Consider the following 557-nt stretch of genomic DNA (forward strand, 5'->3'; position numbering starts at 1 on the left):
CCGAGCCCGATCAGATGATGCGCCAGCCGGTTGGCCCGCGCGTTGAGCTCGCCATAGCTCAGGCGCTCGTCCTCATGGACCACCGCCACCGCCTCCGGCGCATTTCGCACCTGCGCCTCGAACAGCTCGTGGATGCACCGCTGCGACGGATAGGCCGCCGCCGTCCGGTTCAACGCCTCCAGCAGATAGGTGCGCTCGGCGGCCGGCAGGATGTCAATGCGGCCGACCGGCTGGCCTGCATCGGCAGCCATCGCCCGCAGCAGCGCCAGCAGATAACCACGCTGCCGCTCGATCGTCGCCTGATCGAACAGCGCCGTGGCATAACCAAACGTTCCGGCGATCTCCTCGCCACGCTCGCAAAGGCTCAGCTCCAGATCGAACTTGACCTGATCATACCCCTCCCCGGCAGCTTCCACACTCAGCCCCGGCAGGTCCAATGACCCGACGGCGTTGTTCTGCCAGGCCAACATCACCTGGAACAGCGGCGTGTGATCAAGATGCCGTGGCGGCTGCACGATCTCGACGACCTGCTCGAACGGCAGGTCCTGATGCTCCTG

General features: G+C 65.9%; 1 protein-coding gene. It reads right to left on the minus strand.

All coding sequences use genetic code 11. From position 1 onward, the window contains the following. On the minus strand, positions 1-557 hold a 557-nt coding region (locus NKH90_RS34750), incomplete at both ends, for a condensation domain-containing protein (protein WP_352823857.1).

The organism is Mesorhizobium sp. M0898, assembly GCF_040319695.1.
Taxonomy (GTDB): Bacteria; Pseudomonadota; Alphaproteobacteria; order Rhizobiales; family Rhizobiaceae; genus Mesorhizobium.